Here is a 17,581-nt window from a genome sequence, read left to right as displayed (position 1 = left end):
ATCTGGTGTGGCTGGTGGCGCGGTCCCGAACAATCGTCAGGCGGCGTCCTTGATCTTTATAATACACATAGAATTTTTCTTGTCGACAAGAAAAATACAAAAACTCAAAGCTGAATATCGAGGCGCTCGTTGCGGGTGAAAAGCCGCTGCACCTGCGCGACGATCTGTTCCGCGTGTTCGCGGCCGATGCGGTCTGCGGCCTCGACGTCGCGGGCGGCGATAACGTCGATCATCTCCTGGTGCTCGTCGACGAAACGTTGCGGCAACTGGCCCTCATAGGACTGGTAGTAGAGCCGCAGGATGCGTCGCCCTTCGTCCAGCAGTCGGCGGAACAGGCTGGAGAAATAGGGGTTGCGCCCTGCATCGGCGATAGCAGAATGAAAGGCGGCGTTGGTGGCGATCATCGCCAGCGCATCCTGCGCCTTCACCGCGGCCGCATACTCCTCGTGGAAGGTGCGGATCGTCGCCAGATCCTCGGGGCGGTGATATTGCGCCGCCAGCCGCGTCGTGACACGATACATCAGGACCAGCGCATCGAAGAAGGTGTGCAGGTTGAGGAAATCGATGTTCGAGACCATGGTCGAGCGGTTCGGCAGCGTCTCGATCAGGCCTTCGCCGGCAAGGCGCACCAGCGCTTCGCGGATCGGGGTGCGCGACATCTTGAAGCGATCGGCCAGTTGCACCTCGTCGATCGGGCTGCCGGGGGCAAGCTTCAGGTCGAGGATCTCGTCGCGCAAGAGGTCGTAGACCATCTTGACGCCGGAGCCGCGCTTGCGTTCGGGAACTGCGTTGTCGTCCATGCGGTTGAATTCTCCCTGCTTTGTCGACAAGATAAATACTTAGCGTATGGACGCCAGGCAACTGTGCGAATGGCGCGGACGATTATTTTCTTGCGCGGCGGCCGGGCTCTCGGCGTTTGGCTGATGACAGCGACAGGTCCTGGCGTTATAATATTGCCAATACCGCAGCCGGGAATCGGAGAGACCGATGGGATTGCTCGACGGACTGGGAAATGTGCTTGGCGACGTGATGAGCGGCAAGCAGGTTGATTTCCTCGCGGTGGCGGGGCAGATTTTCAACAATGTCGGCGGTATGAACGGCATTCTTGCCCAGCTTGAGCAGGCAGGGCTTGGCGATCAGGTAAAATCCTGGATCGGCACCGGCTCCAACATGCCGATTTCGGCCGACCAGATCAAAAGTGCCCTTTCGTCTGAGCAGCTTCAGCAGATTGCGCAGAGGTTCGGCATCGATATTGACCAGCTCGCGCCGCTCTTGGCGCAGCATCTTCCGCAGGCCGTCGATCAGGCCAGCCCGGATGGCGTTCTGCCGTCCTCCTGACGTTCCCTCCCAGCATTTTCCCACCCCCCACAGAGGCATGCCATGTCCAAGAAACTGATCTTTGCCGTCACCGGTGCGCTTTTCGCCACGCTGGCCTTCACGGCGCCGGCCTCGGCGCTGACCATGAAGGAATGCAGCGCAAAGTATAAGGCCGCCAAGGCCGATGGCAGCGCCAAGGACGTCAAGTGGAACGACTTCCGCGCAAAGTTCTGCGGCGCCGACGCCGCCGCAGCCGATGCCGCCGACGAAAAGGATATCACGGCGACCGCCGATAACAAGGAGCCGGCCAAACCGACGATGAAGGCGCCCAAGGGCGTGACCTTCCCCAAGGCCGTCGACAAGAAATATGCCAGCGAAACCCCCGGCAAGGGTCGCCTGCACACTTGCGTCGATTCCTACCGTGCCAACAAGGAGGCCGGCACGCTCAACGATCTGAAATGGATCCAGAAGGGCGGCGGCTACTGGAGCCTCTGCACCGCAGCCATCAAGGCAGGCGGCTGAGCGGTTTTCAGCGAATATTCATCAAAGCAAACGCCGGGCGGATCCGCCCGGCGTTTTCGCTTTCTGACAATTCTTCGCCCGTCTCCATCGTCATGCTCGGGCTTGCCCCGAGCATCTTCTCAAGCCAGACAATTCTTTGTCGTCGATGGCCTGGAAAGCGGAGGCCGATCCTCGGGACGAGCCCGAGGATGACGTCGAGTGCGGGACACAGGCGTCGGAAAGCCGAGGCGCTTGACGGCAAGCGCCTCATTTCCCCGACGGCAGGGCATAGGCGATGACGTAATCCCCCGGTTTCGTGCCCACCGAGCCATGGCCGCCGGCGACCATGACCACGAACTGGCGGCCGTCGTCGGTCGTGTAGGTCATCGGGGTCGCCTGGCCGCCAGCCGGCAGGCGTGCCTTCCACAGCTCCTTGCCATTGTTCAGGTCGTAGGCGCGCAGATAATTGTCCACCGCAGCCCCGAGGAAAGCGACGCCGCCCTTGGTGATCATAGGGCCGCCGATGCCGGGCACGCCGACCTTGAAGGGCAGGGGCAGCGGCGTCATGTCGTAGACGGTGCCGTTGCGATGCTTGTAGGCGATCTTGCCGGTGCGCAGGTCGGCAGCGGCCACATAGCCCCATGGCGGCGCCTGGCAGGGGATCTGCAGTGGCCCGAGGAACGGCCCCATGAACACGCCGTAGGGTGCGCCGTCATTGCGGTTCAGGCCCTGTTCGCTGCCCTTCTCGTCCTGCCCCTTCGGCGGCACTTCGGCGCGCGGCACCAGCCGCGAGGTGAAGGCGAGATAGGTCGGCATGCCGAACATTACCTGCCGCTCGGGATCGACGGCGACGCTGCCCCAGTTGAAGGTGCCGAAGTTGCCGGGATAGATGATGCTGCCCTTTAACGACGGCGGCGTGTAGCGCCCCTCGTACATCATCTCGTGGAAGCGGATGCGGCAGGCCATCTGGTCGAACATGGAGACACCCCACATGTCCTTTTCCTGCAGCGGCTTCGGCTTGAAGGAGAGTGCCGAGGTCGGCTGGGTCGGGGCGGTGAAGTCCTCGGGTATGGCGCCGCCCGGCGCCGGCTCCTCGGTCACCGGCAGCAGCGGCTCGCCGGTGCGCCGGTCGAGCACGTAGATATCGCCCTGCTTGGTGGCGCCGACCAGCGCCGGCACGGTGGTGTTGTCCGCCTTGGTGATGTCGAGCAGCACCGGCTGCGCCGGAACGTCCATATCCCAGAGGTCATGATGAACCGTCTGGCGCACCCAGCGATCGGCGCCTGAATTGATGTCGAGTGCGACGATCGAAGAGGAATATTTCTCGACATTCTCGCTGCGGCCCATGCCGAGCTGGTCTGGCACCTGGTTGCCGAGCGGCACGTAGACGAGGCCGAGCGCTTCATCGACGCTGAAGACCGACCAGCTGTTCGGCGAATTGGTCGTATAGGTCTCGCCGGGCTTCAGCGGGGCGGTCGCGGTCGGGTTGCCGGAATCCCAGTTCCACAGCAATTGCCCGGTATTGACGTCGTAGGCGCGGATAACACCGGACTGCTCCTCGGTCGAATAATTGTCGTTCACCGCGCCGCCGATGATGATCTTGCCGGCGGCGATTGCTGGCGGCGAGGTCGAATAATAATAGCCGGCCGGATTGTATTTCATGCCGGTTTCCAGATGCAGCACGCCCTTGTCGGCGAAGGAGGTGCAAACCTGGCCGTTCGCGGCATCGAGCGCGATCAGCCGTGCATCCGAGGTCGGCAGGTAGACGCGCTCGGCGCAGGCGCTTCCGGGCGTCGCGGCCTCGTCCTTGTAATAGCTTACGCCGCGGCAGGTCTGGTGCTGACGGTCGGGGTTCATCCCGGCATTGGCGTCGTATTTCCATTTTTCCTTGCCGGTGGCGGCATCCAGCGCAATCGCCCAATTGTGCGGCGTGCAGAGATACAGCGAATTGCCGACCTTCAACGGCGTCACCTGGTACGTGGTTTCGCCGACGTCGTCAGGACGTTTGACGTCGCCGGTCTGATACCGCCAGACCTCCTGCAAATCCTTGACGTTCTTCACTGAAATCTGGTCGAGCGGCGAATAGCGCTGGCCATAGGGCGTGCGGCCATATTGATGCCATTCGCCTGCCGGCACATTGCCGCCGAACGCCGGGTCAGCGGCCGCCTGCTGTTGCGGCAGTTCGCCGGCCTGATCGTAAGGATCGAAGAACATCGATACGACGGCGACGACGATGGAGAGGACGACGGCGATGGCGAGCGGCGTCGCACTGACGCCGTAGCGATAGCCCGTCGGGCTGGCGAAGCCGAGCGGCACGCGGATCCAGGGTGTCAGCAGCCAGATGCCGATCAGGATGATGACGCCGCCGCGCGGGCCGAGCTGCCACCAATCGAGCCCGACCTCCCACAGCGCCCAGGCAAGCGATGCGACGATGACCACCGCATAGACGCTCAGCGCATGGGCGTTTTTCTGGAAGAGCAGGATTGCGGTGATGAGAAAGCCGAGACCGGCCAGGAGATAATAGGCGCTACCGCCCAAGGAGAGAAGCCAGCCGCCGCCGGCCAGCAGCACGAGGCCGATCAATGCCAGGAGTGCCGCCGTTACTCGGATCGCCATATCGGAGCCCTTTCGCCGATAAGTTGAAATAACTCTATAAATACTACTGCAAAATTCTAAAGTCTCTTTGGGCCAGGAATTGAACAGCAGGCGGGACGCCTGTCGGCGCTGCCGAGTTGCAACGCAAAACTGCCGGAAAAGTTCCATCGGGGTTATGCAAATACGGCGCTTTCCACGCCGGCGGCGGGGTTCAGCGCAGTGGACGCGGCGGCCCCTCCTGTTCGTCGCGATAAAGCTGATGCACGCTGGCATCTTGCGCCTGCTTTTCGCCGGATGTCAGGCGGCGCTGGCGCAGCATGGCATATGCGATGGCGCAGGCGAGCAGCAATGCGCCGCCGCCCGTCGTCAACAACCAGATCGTATCCATGATCGGTCTCCAATTCCCGTGTGAATGAGGGTCAACCGGGAAAGAGGCCGATAGTTCCGTTTGCCGCGCGTTCACCCGAGCAGGTCGTTGGTGAAATAGGCGGAAAAATCCGGCCGCACGGCAAGCTTTTCGCCATTGCCATCCTTGAGGATGCCGGCCTCGAACAGATAATTGCCGATGGCCGTCATCTTTTGCGGGTCGAAGCGGCCGGAAATACCCTCGGCGGTGCGCAGGTAATGGCCGTCGATGAGGGCCTGCAGCGAGGCGCGCACCAGTTTCCGGTCGGTCAGCGCATCCTTGTTGGCCGCGACCAGCAGGTCGGTCGCCTCGTCGGGATGGTCGACGGCAAAATCGTATCCCCGGCGTGTCGCCTGCAGGAAGGCGCTCGCCGCCTGCGGTTTTTTGGCGAGAAACGCGCTGCTGGAGCCGATCAGGGCCGTATGCTCGTCCGGCACGCCGTAGTCGGCATAACGGAAGGCGCGTTGGGCGAGGCCGTCGAGCTTCGCCTTCACCCCTTCCCAGGTATAGACTTCGAGGGTGAAATCCACCGCGCCGCTGTCGAGCGCCTGATAGGCGGAGGTTCCGAGCGTGATCGTCTCGAAGTCTCCCTTGCCGCCGTCATGGCGGATGATCGAGCCGATCAGCGCGTTTTCCCAGGCGCTGCCGAATCCGCCATACGTGAGGCCGTCGAGATCGCGCGGGCGCTGGATGTCCTTGCGATCCGCCTTGAAGACGAGCCGGCCGGTTTCCGTCTGGGTGACGGCATAGGCGGCGACCAAATCGGCCCCGGCGCTGCGCTGGGTGATCAGTCCGATGGAGCCGAGAATGCCGAAATCGGCGACATGATTGGCGACCAGCGTCGCGGCCGAGGTATCGGTATAGGGCAGGATATCCACGTCGAGGCCGGCTTCGCGGTAAAATCCTTTGTCGCGGGCGACGAACAGGCCGATGTGATTGGTGTTCGGCGTCCAGTCGAGCGCGACGCTGACCTTCTGCCGCTCCTCGGCGCGCAGCGGCAGGGCGGTGATCGGCAGGGCGGCGAGCGCGGTCAGCAGGCTTCGGCGCGACAGGAAAATTTGCATCAGAATGTCTCCTCGGTCTGGAACAGGGTTTTGAGAATATCGGTTTCAAGCGCGGCGGCGGTCGCAACGGTCGCGCCATCGAAGCGGGGGCGGGGAAGATCGATATCGATGTCGCGGATCACCCGCGCCGGGCGCGGCGAGAGCAGGTGGATGCGATCCGAAAGGAGGACGGCCTCGCGCACGTCATGGGTGACGAGCAGCACCGTCCAGCGATGTCGCCGCCACATCTCGGAAAGCCAGATCTGCATCCGGCTGCGGGTCAGCGCATCGAGCGCGCCGAAGGGTTCATCGAGCAGCAGCATCGGCCGCTCCTGTACGACGGTGCGCAGCAGCGCCGCACGCTGGCGCATGCCGCCGGAAAGTGCCGCTGGATAATGTTCCTCGAAACCGGCAAGACCAAATTCGGCAAACAGCGGCCGCACCTTGCTTCGTGCCGCCTGCCGGCTCATGCCCTGCACCTCCAGCCCGAGCGTGGCATTGTCGATGATCCGCCGCCACGGCATCAGCGCATCGCGCTGCGGCATGAAGGCGAAGGGGCGCGCGGTCTGCGACAGCGGTGCGCCATCGAAGAAGATCGTGCCGCTTTGCGGCTGCAAGGCCCCCGTCAGCATCCGGAAAAGCGTCGACTTGCCGGCGCCGGAGGGGCCGAGAATCGAGACGAATTCGCCGGGATTGACAGTGAGCGAGAGATCGTCGAGCACGGCCAGCCTGTCGTAACCGCAGGAGACGCCGGAGAGTTGCAGGCGCGGCGGCGTCACGGCCTGTTTCCTTCCCCAGTCCTTGCCCAGGGCATGGCGAGGCGCTGAATGACGAGCGTCGCGCCGAACAGCACCAGCGTCAGCACCGCGCTGGCGACGACGGCGGCCAGCACCAGATCGGCGCGAAAGTTGTTCTTGGCGTTGAGGATATAGATGCCGAGTCCCTTGGCCGCCCCGGCATATTCAGCAAAGATTGCTCCGACGACGGCATAGGTGATGGAGATGCGAAGCCCCGCGAAGAAATAAGGCAGCGCCGAGGGCAGCCGCGCCAGCAAGAAAAGTTTCGCCTTTCCGGCACCCATCGAGGCCAGAAGCGCCTCGATTTCCTCCGGCACCGAGCGATAGCCCTCGGTCAGCGCTACCAGCATCGGAAAGAAGGTGACCAGCGCCACCAGCAGGATTTTCGGCAGTAGGCCGAAGCCGAACCAGAGGACAACGAGCGGCGCGATCGCCACCAGCGGAAGCGTCTGGCTGACAATGAACAGCGGAAACAGCGCCCGGCGCAGCGGCTGGAAGAAATCAACCAGCACGGACAGGACAAAGGCCGTGACCAGCGAAAAGGCAAAGCCGAACAGCGTGGCGCGCAGCGTCGGCAGGATATTGTCCCACAGCCCCTCGCGATTGCGCCAGCCCGAGAGCAGCACCTGCGATGGCGGCGGCAGCGTCATCGGCGCGATGCCGGAGAGCCGCGCATAGGCTTCCCACAGCCCGAGCAGCGCCACAAAGGCGATGGTTGCGGGAAGATATTGGCGGACGGCATGGCGCAAGGGCGCGCGCGCTCGCGTGCCGGACGAAGGTTCGGTCATCGAAAACTCGGATTCAGGAAAGGGTTGGCGTCAGACGGCGCTCGGACTGTTGCCCGAAACGGTCAGATCCACCGTCACATGCCCGGCCGGCGGGCCGAAGCGCAAAAAGGCCTCGCCCACCGTCGCGAAGACGGCGCCGGCATCGCCGCGCAGCTTCGTGCAGAAATTCTTGGATTTCTCGAAGGTGCCGGAGGATTTGACAACGTCGATGCAGCCGTAGATTTCGTCCATGTGCCGGTCGATGCCGAGCGTATAGAGCGAGAACTGTGCCGCCGCGATCTGGCCGCTCACGGGTGCCGCCGCAATCGCGGCGAGCGCCTCGGCCTTGCGCTCGTCCATCGGCGCCAGCGGGCCGGAAAGCTCAGGCGTCTGGCAGATCGGATCGTCCGGCTCGCCGGGGCAACCGCGCGAGATCGTCGCGTGCAGCACGCAATGCTCGCCGCTTTTCGCCGCCGCGACGAACAGATCGCGCATGGCCGCGAACACCACATCGGGCGTGCCGACCAGCAGCGTCGAAATATCGTCCGTCTCGATGCGCAGCCGTTCCCGATAGGGATCGAGCGCGCCAAGCGCGGACATGATGACGCCGACAAAATCGTCGGTCATGGGATACAGGGAAATCTGCGCGCCGGAAAACATCGCTCAACCTCGCTCCGCTGGCATTATCCAGATCAGCTAAAGGGTCCGCAATCTTGTCGACCGCATCTCAGCCCCGGCATTACGGAGCACCCCTGTGATGCGCATTTGATAGACCGGAAAGGCCGAGCCTTGCAAGCCCCAATCTCGGCGAATGTGAAAGTCGCTCTCAGCCGCGAAATTCACCTTCGTTTTCGTCGGCGGGGTCGTAATTCAGATCCCAGTCCTTCGGCGGCTTTTTGGTGCCAGGCGGATATTTGTGGATGGTGGCGTCTTCCGAGCCGGTGATGACGGTCGGTTTGGCGCTGGCGACGCCATCGGCCTTGCGGTCGGCCTGCGAGGGAGCGAACTGGCCGCGGGCGTCGTTTTTGGGGTTGGGGTGGTGCTTGGGCATGATCCGGGCTCCTTGTGGGTCCGGATCCCAACAGACTGCGCGCGCAGTTGTTCCCTATCGGATAATTCGGCTTAGTGCCTCGCCGGCATCGGTGAAGGACAGGGCTTCGGTGACCTGGCGTAATTTCGCCAATGTTTTCAAGCGGTCCTCATCGCCGGCATCGCCGGGATGCTCGATATAGGCGCAAGTCAGCACCGCGACGGCCTCGCCGCCGGGGTCGTAGACCGGGGCGCTCAAATCGGTGACGCCGACGAGCTGGCCGGAGGGGGCGACGCGAACGCCATCGCGGCGGGCTTCCTCCAGCTTGGGGCCGAGTGTCTTCAACTGCGCTTCGGCATCGGCGATGCCCCAGAGGCCGAGCGTTTCCGTCAGCCGTTCGGGGCGCTGGAAGGCGAGCAGCGCCAGCCCCGAGCCGGTGGTGAACAGGTCGACCTGGCCGCCGATGCGGGCGCGGAATTCCCAGTGGCCGCCGGGGCTGGCCTGGGCGACGATGACGCCGGTGCCGAATTCCGGCACGACGAGATGGCAGGACTGGCCCATCTCGCGGGCGAAATCGTCCATCAGCGGCTGCGCCTGGGCGACGAGTCGCCTCAGCGGCGGATGGCGGTTGGCGACGAGGAAGAGTTTCATCGTCAGTGCATAACGATCGCCGCCGTCGAGGCGCATGACATAGCCGCGCGCCACCAGCCGTTCGAGCATGCGGAAAATCTGCGAGGGGCTCAGCCCCATCTCACGGACGATCTCGGTGCGGGTCAGGCCGCCGCGCTGTTCGGCAAGGATTTCAAGGATATCCAGCCCCTTGTCGAGGGCGGGCGCGCGGTAGCGGCTGGCGCTGCTGGCGCTGTCTTCCTCGGCTTCTTCCTCCGGCCATATGTCGCTCATCGGCATTCCCCCTCGCGTTTCTTTTCGAGTTAGCGGTCTCGCGGCGGCTGCGCAAGATTTCTGTTGCAAAGAATTTTATATGTGAATAGCTTGTTCATATAAGAATGAAGCGTGACGGTTCGGGAGGGCCTCGTGCGACTGCAAGGGAAAACCATTCTGGTAACGGCCGCCGGTCAGGGTATCGGACGCGCCAGCGCGCTGGCCTGCCAGGCCGAGGGCGCCAACGTCATCGCAACCGATGTGAACGGGGCATTGCTGGCAGGGCTGGACGGCATCCGCACGAAAGTGCTCGACGTCACCGATCCTCAGGCGATCCGGGATATCGCCGCCGAGGTCGGGCCGCTCGATGGCTTGTTCAATTGCGCCGGCTTCGTCCATCACGGCACCATTCTCGATGTCAGCGATGCCGACTGGGCCTTCAGCTTCGATCTCAACGTCACCGCCATGATGCGCCTGACACGCGCCTCCCTGCCGGGCATGCTGGAACGGGCGGCGGTGACCGGTACGGCCTCGATCCTCAACATGGCCTCGATGGCCTCGTCGATCAAAGGCTTCGTCAACCGCACCGTCTATGGCGCCAGCAAGGCGGCGGTGATCGGCTTGACCAAGGGCATCGCCGCCGATTTCGTCAAACAGGGCATCCGTTGCAATGCGCTCTGCCCGGGAACGGTGGATACGCCGTCGCTGCGCGGCCGCATCGCAGCCTCGCCCGATCCTGTGCAGGCGGAGAAAGACTTTATTGCCCGTCAGCCGATGGGACGGCTGGCGACGGTCGACGACATCACGCCGATGGTCGTTTTCCTCTTGTCGGATGAGAGCCGTTTCGTCTCCGGCCAAGCCATGCTGGTCGATGGCGGAGTCACCATCTGAGCATAGCTTCTGAACGCGACCGGGGAGGGTGGCGATGCAGATCATCGATGCACATTGCCATTTCTGGCGGTTGGCGCGCGGCGATTATGGTTGGCTTGCCGGCGAAGGCGGGTCGCTGGCGCCGATCCGGCGCGACTTTTTGCCCCGTGACTATCCTGCGGAGGCACCGCGTCTGATCGCGGTGCAGGCGGCGCCGACCGTGGCGGAAACGGAATTCCTGCTGGCGCTTGCCGCCGAAGAACCCCGGATTGCCGGTGTGGTCGGCTGGGTGGACCTGACCGACCCCGGCGCGGTAGAAACCTTGCAGCGTCTGGCGACGGATCAAAAATTCAAGGGCATCCGCCCGATGTTGCAGGATATTGACGATACCGACTGGCTGCTGAGAGCGCCTTTGCCGGCGGTGCTGGCTGCCGTCACCTCGCTCGGCCTGCGTTTCGATGCGCTGGTGACGCAGCGACACCTGCCGAACCTGCTGCGCTTCGTCGAGCGCCACCCCGATCTGCCCGTCGTCATCGATCATGCCGCCAAGCCGCAGCCGGAAGGCCGCGCCGGCTGGGAGGCGGGGCTGAGGCGGCTTGGCGAAAACACCAATGCCTTTTGCAAGCTTTCCGGCCTGCTCACCGAATTTTCGCTGAAGATGCTGGCCCGCCCGGCCGACGAGATCAAGGCGATCCTGTCGCGGCTGCTCGACTGGTTCGGGCCGGAGCGGCTGATTTGGGGCAGCGACTGGCCGGTGCTGACGCTGGCGGCGGATTACGACCGCTGGCGCGACCTGACGGCGGAGGCCTTGCGCGAGCTTTCGCCGGCCGAGCAGGCGGCGATCATGGGCGGCAATGCCGCGCGCTTCTATGGGGTGACGCCATGACCGATCTGGTGCGGATGGAAGCCATCGACAAGCATTTTCCGGGCGTGCATGCGCTGAAATCCGTCGGCTTCGACCTGCGGGCCGGCGAAGTCCATGCGCTGATGGGCGAAAACGGCGCCGGCAAGTCGACGCTGATGAAGATCCTCTCCGGCGTCTATCACCCGGATGGCGGTCGCATCCTCGTCGAGGGGCAGGAGGTGACGCTGCCGACGCCGCGGGCGGCGCAGGCGCTCGGACTCGGCATCATTCATCAAGAACTGGCGCTGATGCGCGACCTGACGGTCGCCCAGAACATTTTTATCGGCCGCGAGCCGCGCCTCACCTTCGGCCGCCTCGACGAGGCGAAGCTGAATGCCGATGCGGCGGCGATCTTTGCCGGCATGAACATCGCCATCGATCCGCGCACCGTCGTCGGCGGGCTGACGATTGCCAGGCAGCAGATGGTCGAGATCGCCAAGGCGCTGAGCTACCGCTCGCGCGTGCTGATCATGGACGAGCCGACCGCGGCGCTGAACGATGCCGAGATCGCTGAACTCTTCACCATCATCCGCCGCCTCAAGGCGGAAGGGGTGGGCATCGTCTATATCAGCCACAAGATGGACGAGATCAAACGCATCTCCGACCGCGTCACCGTCATGCGCGACGGGGCCTATGTCGGAACGGTCCAGGCCGAGGAAACGCCGATTTCGAAGATCATCTCGATGATGGTCGGGCGCGAATTGCAGGACGAGGCGGTCGTCATCCCCGATCTCTCCGCCGCCGAAACGGCGCTGGAGGTGCACGGCATCCGGCGCGGCAAGGAATTGAAGGATATCGGCTTCAGCCTGAAAAAGGGCGAGATCCTCGGCTTTGCCGGGCTGATGGGCGCCGGCCGCACCGAGCTTGCCCGCGCCATTTTCGGTGCGGAGCCCATCGATGCCGGTGAAATCCTCGTGCGGGGCAAGCCGGTGCGGATTGCAAGCCCGGCCGATGCGGTGCGGGCCGGCATCGGCTATCTCTCGGAAGACCGAAAACATTTCGGGCTGGCGCTCGGCATGGATGTGCGCGCCAACATCGCCATGGCGAGCCTGCCGCGTTACGCCGACGCCATCGGCCGCATCGACGAGCCGGCGCTCGAACGCATCGCCGAGGATTACATCGCCAAGCTGAACATCCGCACGCCGGGCGACGGCCAAGAGGTGCGGCTCTTGTCGGGCGGCAACCAGCAGAAGGTGGTCATCGCCAAATGGCTGCTGCGCGATTGCGACGTGCTGATCTTCGACGAGCCGACGCGCGGCATCGATGTCGGCGCCAAGGCGGAAATCTATCGGCTGCTCAACGGTTTGGCAGGGCAGGGCAAGGCGATCATCGTCATTTCCAGCGAGCTGCCCGAGGTGTTGCGCCTGTCGCATCGCATCGCTGTCATGTGCGAGGGGCGGCTGACCGGCATCCTGCCGGGCGGCGCCGATCAGGAAGACATCATGGCGCTCGCGACGCAGCGCGACGGCAAGGCGGCGGCTTGAGGGCGGAAACGAAGGGGTTAAGGGCATGGCTTCGACGGACATATCCGCGAAAGGCAAGACGATAAGCGCAAGGCTGACCCCGAGCGGCGGCGCGCAGCAGAAGCTGCTGGCCTTCGCCAGCCTGATCGTGCTGGTGATCGGCTTCTCGCTGGCGAGCCCGAATTTCTTCCAGGTGTCCAATATCATGGCCATCCTGCAGGCGACCTCGGTCAACGGCGTGCTGGCGGTCGGCGTGACGCTGATCATCATCACCGGCGGCATCGACCTGTCGATCGGCACGCTGATGACCTTCTGCGCCGTGATGACCGGCGTGGTGCTGACCTGGGGCGGCTTGCCGCTGCCGTTCGGCGTGCTGGCGGCGCTGGGAACGGGGGCGGCTTGCGGGCTAGTGTCCGGCAGTCTGGTGGCGCGCATGCGCATTCCGCCCTTCATCGCCACGCTCGGTATGATGCTGGTGCTGAAGGGCCTGTCGCTGATCGTCACCGGCACCAAGCCGATCTATTTCAACGATACGCCGGGCTTCACCACCATCGCGCAAGGGTCGCTGATCGGCCAGATCGTCCCGGCCTTCCCGGTGCCGAATGGCGTGCTGGTGCTGTTCATCGTCGCTGCCGCCGCCGCCTGGACGCTGGGGCGCACCGTGCTCGGCCGCTACACCTTCGCGCTCGGCTCGAACGAGGAGGCGGTGCGGCTCTCCGGCGTCAATACCGATTTCTGGAAGATCGCCATCTACACGCTGTCCGGCGCCATCTGCGGCATTGCCGGCCTGCTGATCGCCAGCCGCCTGAACTCGGCGCAACCGGCGCTCGGCCTCGGCTACGAGCTGGAAGCCATCGCAGCGGTGGTGATCGGCGGCACCAGCCTCTCGGGCGGGCGCGGCACCATTCTCGGCACGCTGATCGGGGCGCTGATCATGTCGGTGCTGACCAACGGCTTGCGGGTGCTTTCGGTCGCGCCGGAATGGCAGACGGTCGTCACCGGCGTGATCATCATCTTCGCCGTCTATGCCGACCAGATGCGGCGGCGCGGCAAGGCCTGACACTTCATCGCATGAACCATCCGTGAACAATAAGGAGGAGACCATGTTCACAAGACGGACTTTGCTCGGCGCAGTTGCCGCCGTTTCGTTGCTCGCCGGCGCCACCGGCGCGGGCGCCGCGGACAAGCTCTACGTGCCGCTGATTTCCAAGGGTTTTCAGCACCAGTTCTGGCAGGCCGTGAAGGCGGGCGCCGACAAGGCCGGTGCCGAACTCGGCGTCGAGGTCACCTTCGAAGGCCCGGACAATGAAAGCCAGGTCGACAAGCAGATCGACATGCTGGCGGCAGCCCTTGCCAAGAAGCCGGCGGCCATCGGCTTTGCAGCACTGGACAGCCAGGCGGCGATCCCGCTGCTGAAGCAGGCGCAGGACGCCAAGATCCCGGTCATCGCCTTCGACTCCGGCGTCGACAGCGATATCCCGGTCGCCACCGCCTCGACCGACAATATCGCCGCCGCAGCCCTTGCCGCCGACAAGATGGCCTCGCTGATCGGCGATGCCGGGAAGGTCGCCGTGGTCGCCCATGACCAGACCTCGCGCACCGGCGTCGACCGCCGCGACGGCTTCGTCAACCGCATGAAGGAAGCCCATCCGAACGTCGAGATCGTCACCATCGAATATGGCGGCGGCGACCATCTGAAGTCGACGGAGATCACCAAGGCGATCCTGACCGCCAATCCGGATATCAAGGGCATTTTCGGCACAAACGAAGGCTCGGCCATCGGCGTCGTCAACGGCGTCAAGGAATCCGGCGCCAAGGTCGTGGTTGTCGGCTATGATTCCGGCAAGGCCCAGAAGGACGCCATCCGCGACGGCACCATGGCCGGCGCCATCACCCAGAACCCGGTCGGCATCGGCTACGAGACCGTCAAGGCTGCGGTTGCCGCCTCCAAGGGCGAAAAGGTGGAGAAGAATATCGACACCGGCTTCTTCTGGTACGACAAGACCAATATCGACGCGCCCGAAATTTCGGCCGTTCTCTACGATTGATCTTCCTTTGCCGGGGGTGCCCGCCACCCTCGGCCTTTTTAAACGAGGCTAGGATGAAACTGCTGCGCTACGGTCCTACGGGACAGGAAAAACCGGGTCTTCTGGATGCCGAAGGCCGAATTCGCGATCTTTCCGGTGAAGTGAACGACATTGCCGGCAATGTGCTGACGCCCGAGGGCCTCGCGCGGCTGGCGACCGTCGATCCCGCCACTCTGCCGCCAATCGACGGCGATCCGCGCATCGGCGCCTGTGTCGGCCGGGTCGGCAAGTTCATCTGCATCGGCCTCAACTATGCCGATCACGCCGCCGAAACCGGCGCCGAGATCCCCAAGGAGCCGATCGTCTTCAACAAGTGGACCAGCGCCATCTGCGGCCCCGACGACGACATCGAAATCCCGCGCGGCTCGGTCAAGACCGACTGGGAAGTGGAACTCGGCATCGTCATCGGCAAGGGCGGCCGTTATATCGAAGAAGCGGATGCGCTGTCGCATGTCGCCGGCTATTGCGTCATCAACGACGTCTCCGAGCGCGAATGGCAGATCGAGCGCGGCGGCACCTGGGACAAGGGCAAGGGTTGCGACACCTTCGGCCCCATCGGCCCCTGGCTGGTGACGCCGGACGAGATCGCCGACGTCGGCAATCTCAAGATGTGGCTTGACGTCGACGGCCATCGCTACCAGAACGGCTCGACCGCGACGATGATTTTCGGCGTCGCCCATATCATCAGCTATCTCTCCCGTTTCCTGTCGCTGCAGCCGGGCGACGTGATTTCCACCGGCACGCCGCCGGGCGTCGGCCTCGGCCAGAAGCCGCCGGTCTATCTCAAGGGCGGCGAGGTCATGCGCCTCGGCATCGAAGGGCTCGGCGAACAAACCCAGAAGGTCATCAGGGCATGAAGATCACCGGCCTGCGCACGGCGGATGTGCGTTTCCCCACCAGCCAGCATCTCGACGGCTCGGATGCGATGAACCCTGATCCGGATTATTCGGCCGCCTATGTCGTGCTCGAAACCGATGGCGGGCTGGAAGGCCATGGCCTGACCTTCACCATCGGCCGCGGCAACGAGATCTGCGTTGCCGCCATCGAGGCGTTGCGCCCGCTGGTCGTCGGCCTCGACATGGAGTGGGTGGCGGCCGACATGGGCCGCTTCTGGCGGCACGTCACCTCCGACAGCCAGTTGCGCTGGATCGGCCCGGACAAGGGCGCGATCCACCTCGCCACCGGCGCCGTCGTCAATGCGGTCTGGGATCTGTGGGCGAAGATCGAGGGCAAGCCGGTCTGGCATCTGGTCGCCGACATGTCGCCGGAAGAGTTGGTGCGCTGCATCGACTTCCGCTACCTCACCGATTGCATTACCCCGGAATGGGCGCTGGAATTTTTGACCAAGCAGGCGGAAGGCAAGGCCGAACGCATCGCGACGCTGCGGGCGGAAGGTTATCCCTGCTACACGACGTCCGCTGGCTGGCTCGGCTATGACGACGCCAAGCTGCGGCGCCTGTGCCGCGAGGCGGTCGATGCCGGTTTCCGTTACATCAAGATGAAGGTCGGCCGCGATCTCGACGACGATATTCGCCGCCTGACCATCGCCCGCGACGAGGTCGGTCCGGACGTCAACCTGATGATCGATGCCAACCAGGTCTGGGAAGTCGACGAGGCCATCGGCTGGGTGAAGAAGCTCTCCTTCGTCAAGCCGTGGTTCATCGAGGAGCCGACCAGCCCCGACGATATCGAGGGCCATCGCAAGATTCGCGAGGGCGTCGCCCCGGTGCAGGTCGCGACCGGCGAGATGTGCCAGAATCGCATCATCTTCAAGCAGTTGATCATGCGTGGCGCCATCGATGTGGTGCAGATCGACGCCTGCCGCCTCGGCGGCGTCAACGAGATCCTCGCCGTGATGCTGATGGCCGCGAAATACGGTCTCAAGGTCTGCCCGCATGCCGGCGGCGTCGGTCTGTGCGAATATGTCCAGCATCTCAGCATGATCGATTATCTGTGCATCGCCGGCACGCGCGAGGGTCGGGTGATCGAGTATGTCGACCATCTGCACGAGCATTTCGTCGATCCCTGCATCATCCACAATGCCGCCTATATGCCGCCGGAACTGCCGGGCTTTTCCATCGAAATGAAGCCGGACAGCATCGAAACCTATCGTTTCCGGGGCTAAGCGGTGGACCTGCACCTGCAAGGCAAGACGGTTATCGTCACCGGCGGCGGCTCGGGCATCGGCGCCGGCATCACCGAGGTGCTGGCGGAGGAGGGCGCGCGGCCGGTGGTGGTCGCCCGCCGGCCGCCAGATGCCGACTGGCTTGCCCGCATGGGGGCGGATTTCGTGCAGGCCGAGCTCTCCGACGATGCGGCCTGCCGGGCGGCGGTGGAAACGGTGCGCGCCCGCCACGGTGCGATCCACGGCCTCGTCAACAATGCCGGCGCCAATGACGGCGTCGGCCTCGACAAGGGGCCGGATGCCTTTCGCGCCAGCCTCAACCAGAACCTCGTGCATTACTACACGATGGTCCATCTGCTGCGCGAGGATCTCCGCGCCACCAAGGGAGCCATCGTCAATATCAGTTCCAAGACGGCGCTGACGGGGCAGGGCGGCACCTCGGCCTATATCGCCGCCAAGGCGGCGCAGCTCGGCCTGACGCGCGAATGGGCGGTGGAGTTTCTGCCCGACGGCATCCGCGTCAACGCCATCGTCGTGGCCGAGGTGATGACGCCGCTTTATCGCCGCTGGCTGGATACGCTGCCGGACGGCGATGCGGCTCTGGCCGAGATCACCGAGCGCATTCCGCTCGGCAAACGCATGACCACGGCGCGGGAAATCGCCGACACCTGCGCCTTCCTGCTCTCTGATCGGGCGAGCCACACCACCGGCCAATGGCTGTTCCCGGATGGCGGCTACACCCATCTTGACCGCGCCATCGGGCGATAGGGGCCTTGTGACGTTTGTCTTTTCGG

Annotated in this window: 19 protein-coding genes and 1 riboswitch; of the genes, 10 read left to right on the top strand and 9 right to left on the bottom strand. The window is 64.1% G+C overall.

The window, feature by feature from the left end; all coding sequences use genetic code 11:
- Positions 1-104 precede the first annotated feature (104 nt).
- Positions 105-800: a GntR family transcriptional regulator gene (locus tag P7F60_RS15845; protein ID WP_277918702.1), complete on the bottom strand. Its 696-nt coding sequence runs from the start codon at positions 798-800 to the stop codon at positions 105-107.
- Positions 801-987: 187 nt separating this feature from the next.
- On the opposite strand from P7F60_RS15845, the gene P7F60_RS15840 reads away from it, so the two are divergent.
- On the top strand, positions 988-1,338 hold the full coding sequence (locus tag P7F60_RS15840) for a YidB family protein (protein ID WP_277918701.1): 351 nt from the start codon (positions 988-990) through the stop codon (positions 1,336-1,338).
- A gap of 42 nt (positions 1,339-1,380) precedes the next feature.
- A complete protein-coding gene (locus tag P7F60_RS15835; RefSeq protein WP_277918700.1) occupies positions 1,381-1,839 on the top strand; it encodes a hypothetical protein in 459 nt (152 codons plus the stop codon).
- Between the two features lie 246 nt (positions 1,840-2,085).
- On the opposite strand, the gene P7F60_RS15830 is transcribed toward P7F60_RS15835, so the two are convergent.
- From P7F60_RS15830 to P7F60_RS15795, 8 genes are all read right to left on the bottom strand, one after another.
- A complete protein-coding gene (locus P7F60_RS15830) occupies positions 2,086-4,434 on the bottom strand; it encodes a glucose/quinate/shikimate family membrane-bound PQQ-dependent dehydrogenase (RefSeq protein ID WP_277918699.1) in 2,349 nt (782 codons plus the stop codon).
- 190 nt (positions 4,435-4,624) lie between these two features.
- A complete protein-coding gene (locus tag P7F60_RS15825) occupies positions 4,625-4,801 on the bottom strand; it encodes a hypothetical protein (protein ID WP_277918698.1) in 177 nt (58 codons plus the stop codon).
- A gap of 71 nt (positions 4,802-4,872) precedes the next feature.
- Positions 4,873-5,883 carry an ABC transporter substrate-binding protein gene (locus tag P7F60_RS15820; protein WP_277918697.1) on the bottom strand — a complete coding sequence of 337 codons (1,011 nt, stop codon included), beginning with the start codon at positions 5,881-5,883 and terminating at the stop codon, positions 4,873-4,875.
- Complete coding sequence (locus P7F60_RS15815) at positions 5,883-6,641, bottom strand: ABC transporter ATP-binding protein (protein WP_277918696.1); 759 nt, start codon at positions 6,639-6,641, stop codon at positions 5,883-5,885. Before P7F60_RS15815 ends, P7F60_RS15820 begins: the two co-directional genes overlap by 1 nt.
- Positions 6,638-7,447, bottom strand: coding sequence for an ABC transporter permease (locus P7F60_RS15810; RefSeq protein ID WP_277918694.1), 810 nt, complete (start codon positions 7,445-7,447; stop codon positions 6,638-6,640). Before P7F60_RS15810 ends, P7F60_RS15815 begins: the two co-directional genes overlap by 4 nt.
- A gap of 30 nt (positions 7,448-7,477) precedes the next feature.
- Positions 7,478-8,086: a YkoF family thiamine/hydroxymethylpyrimidine-binding protein gene (locus tag P7F60_RS15805; RefSeq protein WP_277918693.1), complete on the bottom strand. Its 609-nt coding sequence runs from the start codon at positions 8,084-8,086 to the stop codon at positions 7,478-7,480.
- Positions 8,079-8,191, bottom strand: a riboswitch (TPP riboswitch). It overlaps the preceding gene by 8 nt.
- A 61-nt stretch (positions 8,192-8,252) precedes the next feature.
- A complete protein-coding gene (locus P7F60_RS15800; RefSeq protein WP_277918692.1) occupies positions 8,253-8,477 on the bottom strand; it encodes a hypothetical protein in 225 nt (74 codons plus the stop codon).
- A 54-nt stretch (positions 8,478-8,531) separates the two neighbouring features.
- Entirely contained in the window at positions 8,532-9,359 is an 828-nt protein-coding gene (locus P7F60_RS15795; protein WP_277918691.1) for an IclR family transcriptional regulator, read from the bottom strand.
- A 132-nt stretch (positions 9,360-9,491) separates the two neighbouring features.
- Here P7F60_RS15795 and P7F60_RS15790 point away from each other — a divergent pair, with 132 nt between their 5' ends.
- The 8 genes from P7F60_RS15790 to P7F60_RS15755 are packed head-to-tail and all read left to right on the top strand — an operon-like array spanning position 9,492 to position 17,555.
- Entirely contained in the window at positions 9,492-10,229 is a 738-nt protein-coding gene (locus P7F60_RS15790; protein WP_277918858.1) for an SDR family oxidoreductase, read from the top strand.
- A gap of 34 nt (positions 10,230-10,263) precedes the next feature.
- Positions 10,264-11,094 carry an amidohydrolase family protein gene (locus P7F60_RS15785; protein WP_277918690.1) on the top strand — a complete coding sequence of 277 codons (831 nt, stop codon included), beginning with the start codon at positions 10,264-10,266 and terminating at the stop codon, positions 11,092-11,094.
- The gene (locus P7F60_RS15780) at positions 11,091-12,596 is read left to right on the top strand and encodes a sugar ABC transporter ATP-binding protein (RefSeq protein WP_277918689.1); all 1,506 of its coding nucleotides are present in this window, start codon (positions 11,091-11,093) and stop codon (positions 12,594-12,596) included. The genes P7F60_RS15785 and P7F60_RS15780 overlap by 4 nt, the downstream gene beginning before the upstream one ends.
- Positions 12,597-12,621: 25 nt before the next feature.
- Positions 12,622-13,635: an ABC transporter permease gene (locus P7F60_RS15775; protein WP_277918688.1), complete on the top strand. Its 1,014-nt coding sequence runs from the start codon at positions 12,622-12,624 to the stop codon at positions 13,633-13,635.
- A gap of 43 nt (positions 13,636-13,678) precedes the next feature.
- Positions 13,679-14,623, top strand: a complete 945-nt coding sequence (locus tag P7F60_RS15770; protein WP_277918687.1) for an ABC transporter substrate-binding protein — start codon at positions 13,679-13,681, stop codon at positions 14,621-14,623.
- A gap of 53 nt (positions 14,624-14,676) precedes the next feature.
- The gene (locus P7F60_RS15765) at positions 14,677-15,519 is read left to right on the top strand and encodes an ureidoglycolate lyase (RefSeq protein WP_277918686.1); all 843 of its coding nucleotides are present in this window, start codon (positions 14,677-14,679) and stop codon (positions 15,517-15,519) included.
- Positions 15,516-16,787, top strand: coding sequence for an L-fuconate dehydratase (locus tag P7F60_RS15760; RefSeq protein WP_277918685.1), 1,272 nt, complete (start codon positions 15,516-15,518; stop codon positions 16,785-16,787). The genes P7F60_RS15765 and P7F60_RS15760 overlap by 4 nt, the downstream gene beginning before the upstream one ends.
- Before the next feature lie 3 nt (positions 16,788-16,790).
- Positions 16,791-17,555 (top strand): SDR family oxidoreductase, encoded by a 765-nt coding sequence (locus P7F60_RS15755; protein WP_277918684.1) that lies wholly within the window; start codon positions 16,791-16,793, stop codon positions 17,553-17,555.
- Positions 17,556-17,581 lie beyond the last annotated feature (26 nt).

This window comes from Rhizobium sp. YJ-22 (genome assembly GCF_029601685.1).
In the GTDB taxonomy this organism is placed as follows: Bacteria; Pseudomonadota; Alphaproteobacteria; order Rhizobiales; family Rhizobiaceae; genus Metarhizobium.
This window is presented reverse-complemented; position numbering and strand designations above follow the sequence as displayed.

Bases quoted from the DNA above. Each gene is read 5' to 3' on its own strand.
- P7F60_RS15845 (WP_277918702.1), bottom strand. From the start codon at position 800: ATGGACGACAACGCAGTTCCCGAACGCAAGCGCGGCTCCGGCGTCAAG.
- P7F60_RS15840 (WP_277918701.1), top strand. From the start codon at position 988: ATGGGATTGCTCGACGGACTGGGAAATGTGCTTGGCGACGTGATGAGC.
- P7F60_RS15835 (WP_277918700.1), top strand. From the start codon at position 1,381: ATGTCCAAGAAACTGATCTTTGCCGTCACCGGTGCGCTTTTCGCCACG.
- P7F60_RS15830 (WP_277918699.1), bottom strand. From the start codon at position 4,434: ATGGCGATCCGAGTAACGGCGGCACTCCTGGCATTGATCGGCCTCGTG.
- P7F60_RS15825 (WP_277918698.1), bottom strand. From the start codon at position 4,801: ATGGATACGATCTGGTTGTTGACGACGGGCGGCGGCGCATTGCTGCTC.
- P7F60_RS15820 (WP_277918697.1), bottom strand. From the start codon at position 5,883: ATGCAAATTTTCCTGTCGCGCCGAAGCCTGCTGACCGCGCTCGCCGCC.
- P7F60_RS15810 (WP_277918694.1), bottom strand. From the start codon at position 7,447: ATGACCGAACCTTCGTCCGGCACGCGAGCGCGCGCGCCCTTGCGCCAT.
- P7F60_RS15805 (WP_277918693.1), bottom strand. From the start codon at position 8,086: ATGTTTTCCGGCGCGCAGATTTCCCTGTATCCCATGACCGACGATTTT.
- P7F60_RS15800 (WP_277918692.1), bottom strand. From the start codon at position 8,477: ATGCCCAAGCACCACCCCAACCCCAAAAACGACGCCCGCGGCCAGTTC.
- P7F60_RS15795 (WP_277918691.1), bottom strand. From the start codon at position 9,359: ATGAGCGACATATGGCCGGAGGAAGAAGCCGAGGAAGACAGCGCCAGC.
- P7F60_RS15785 (WP_277918690.1), top strand. From the start codon at position 10,264: ATGCAGATCATCGATGCACATTGCCATTTCTGGCGGTTGGCGCGCGGC.
- P7F60_RS15780 (WP_277918689.1), top strand. From the start codon at position 11,091: ATGACCGATCTGGTGCGGATGGAAGCCATCGACAAGCATTTTCCGGGC.
- P7F60_RS15775 (WP_277918688.1), top strand. From the start codon at position 12,622: ATGGCTTCGACGGACATATCCGCGAAAGGCAAGACGATAAGCGCAAGG.
- P7F60_RS15770 (WP_277918687.1), top strand. From the start codon at position 13,679: ATGTTCACAAGACGGACTTTGCTCGGCGCAGTTGCCGCCGTTTCGTTG.
- P7F60_RS15765 (WP_277918686.1), top strand. From the start codon at position 14,677: ATGAAACTGCTGCGCTACGGTCCTACGGGACAGGAAAAACCGGGTCTT.
- P7F60_RS15760 (WP_277918685.1), top strand. From the start codon at position 15,516: ATGAAGATCACCGGCCTGCGCACGGCGGATGTGCGTTTCCCCACCAGC.